The organism is Pseudomonadota bacterium (genome assembly GCA_010028905.1).
In the GTDB taxonomy this organism is placed as follows: Bacteria; Vulcanimicrobiota; Xenobia; order RGZZ01; family RGZZ01; genus RGZZ01.
Map to the genome: position 1 here is coordinate 1 of RGZZ01000597.1, position 2,699 is coordinate 2,699.

2 protein-coding genes are annotated in these 2,699 nt (G+C 66.6%); both read left to right on the forward strand.

Features of this window, described 5'->3' with window-relative positions; genetic code table 11:
* Positions 1-1,464: alpha/beta hydrolase (locus EB084_23295; GenBank protein ID NDD31188.1), on the forward strand; the 1,464-nt coding region annotated here is incomplete at its 5' end.
* A 115-nt stretch (positions 1,465-1,579) separates the two neighbouring features.
* Positions 1,580-2,699, forward strand: a 1,120-nt coding sequence (locus EB084_23300) for a hypothetical protein (GenBank protein ID NDD31189.1), incomplete at its 3' end; no start/stop codon positions are given.

A 2,699-nucleotide genomic window follows, 5' to 3' on the forward strand; every position in this document is an offset into this window, starting at 1 on the left:
CATTACGGGGGGGGCACCCGCGCCGCGCGCGCGAGTGCGCCCGCGTTGCCCGCCGCTGAGCCGATCGCGCCCCGCATTGGTGACGCGGTTGAGGTCACCGCCCAGAGCGGCCCCACCCAGGGCCCCCACCGTGTGACCGTCGTGCAGCGCATCACGTCTGCGCGCTGGGGGTGGATCGAGCAGCTGCGCGACAAGGACCCGCATCTCACGCAGCGCAGCTTCCATCCGCGGCAGGTCATTCGCGATCCGGAGATCGCCAAGGCGTTCGGCACCTCGACGCCTCACTCCGGCGACGCGCTCCTCATGTACGCGGGCGATCCGCCGCCGGGCGCGCCGAAGCGTGACACCCCTGTCATCCTCGTTCACGGCGCGTCGAAGAATGCGAACTTCTGGTGGGATCCGCACGAGAACGGATCCGATCACGGCCTGCCGCAGCGCCTGCGCGACGAAGGCTATCACGTCTACGCCGTGAGCTTTGCCCACAACCAAGACGACAACAATGTCTGGGCCCAGCAGCTCTCCAACGCCATCGGGCGGGTAAAGCGCCTCGAAGGCGTGGCCCAGGTCGATCTTGTGGGGCACAGCAAGGGTGGCGTGCCGGTGCGCGCGTACCTGTCGAACTTTGGTGAGCCCTGGATGACCGCCTACCAGGGCGATGTGCGCCGCGCCGTGTTCGTAGCCTCGCCCCTGGGGGGCATCGACTTCTCGTTCCGCCACCCCTCCGCCAATCTCGCTCTCTACGGCAAGAGCGACAATCCCTATCTCAATGCCCCCATGTCGTGGGACCGCATGATCGCCTACGGCTGGTGGCACGATGTGCGCGACCAGGGGTTCAGCAAGGACGGGCCGGATTACTGGCCGGGCCAGCGTCAGCTCCTCGACCGCTGGGACGGGGTGTACAAGCCGTCGTCTCTCGAGCCTGACGTCAAGACCACCATTGAAGGGGGCCAGGGGCTCATCAGCACGTCTCGTGGCATCGACCACTTCATCAACGAGAGCGGCCGCTACATGCCGCGTCTGCGCGCCACGCCCATCGATCCCCACGTCGACGTGGCCGTGCTGGCGGGCAATCGGCCGGACATCAAGGGCATCTCGAACGAGCATGACGGCGAGAGCGACGGCCTCCTCTTCCTGCGCAGCGCGCTCGAGGTCCCTCGGGAATCCCGCCTCGTCGCCGAGGCGGTGTTCCCCCTCAACCACAAGGAAATCGTCGCCGATGCATCGGCCCATCAGTGGGTGGCCGACGTGCTCGCGCCGGAGACCCTTCCGCGCATGCCACAGGCTGAGCGCGATCGCGTCGAGGCCGAGGCCTTCGCCACCGGCCACAAGATGAACCTGAGCGCGAAGGTCCCGGTCGAGATGAGGGCCAACGAGGCTGCCGAGAACCGCATCCACACGCTGGCCCTGGCCGCCGACAAGAAGGCGGGTCGCGTGCACGCCTGCTACGCCGAGGGCATCGATTGACCGCCTGAGAGCGGCGCTGCCGACCTCTGGGCGGGGCTTCACTTCCTGCTGCGAACAGGAATTCACGCCGACCCACCGCAAGCATGTCAGACGTAGGAGGCGGGGTTTTGACATCATGAGATCCATACGCGCATTCTCCCTGTCTGTTCTGTTGCTGATGCTGGTGGCATCAGTCCCGAGCTCGGCCCAGTCGTACGACGGCGTGTTCACGGGGCAGTCAGAAGACGGTCCCACCCGTTTTGAGCTACGTCAGAGCGGGAGCGACGTGACGGGCGTCATGACCATCGGCAAGTACCGCTTGACCCTCGAGGCGAAGCTCGACGGCGGGAAGGCCTACGGCATCGCCGAGGCGAGCGGCGCGCCGGTGCGGTTCGGCGTGCTGCTCACGCTGCAAGGCGATGCGCTATCATGCGGCATGGCGGTCTTGAAGGCCGACGGTCAGCTCGATGCGGAGTCAAAGACCATGCTCAGCCTCACCCGGGCCGCACGCACCGGAGGAAGCACGCAGACCGCCGGAGGCTTCTCGGTGACGGGAGGGGCGCAGGCGTCATCCACGCGGCAGAGGCCGTCTTCGGCGGGGAGGGGAGGGCGGTCTTCCACCATCGACACCACGACCATGGCGACCCTGGCAGGTCGCGTCAAGGCGAACTTCAAGCCGCAGGGCAAGGAGACCGTCCTTGCCGCCGGCGACCCGCCCCTTACCGTGGCCTCGCTCTACGCCTTCGCCGAGCTCATGCGGCTGACGCTCGATGTCAATCTCACCGAGTCTGAGTTCGATATCACCCGTCGACAGTTCGTCACCTATTATGAGAAGGGCGACGCGGGCACGAAGAAGATGCTGGCTCAAGGATGGCAGGACATCCTGGCGCAGATCCAGTCTTCTGGCGGTGATGAGCGGGCTCGCGCCATCAAGGAGGTGCGCGACGTCTTCACCGATCGCTTCGCGAAAGGCGCCCAGGCGGGAATCCCCTGGTACGTGGCCATGCAGGCCACCATCGAGCGGCGGCACCAGCACCTGGTGGAGATGACCGCTCCTCTCCCCACGCAGGCGCCGCCGGAGATGCACCTCAAGCGCGACCTCACCGAGGCCGATCTCGACGCGTCGCTCGAGATGCTCTATTTCATGTGGGTGGCGTGTGGACGCGATGCCTCGCTTGTGACCATGGAGTCGGTGGCGTACGTGCGTGCGGCCATCGTGCAGAACTTCGCCCTCTTCCCGGCCGATGTGCAGCTCG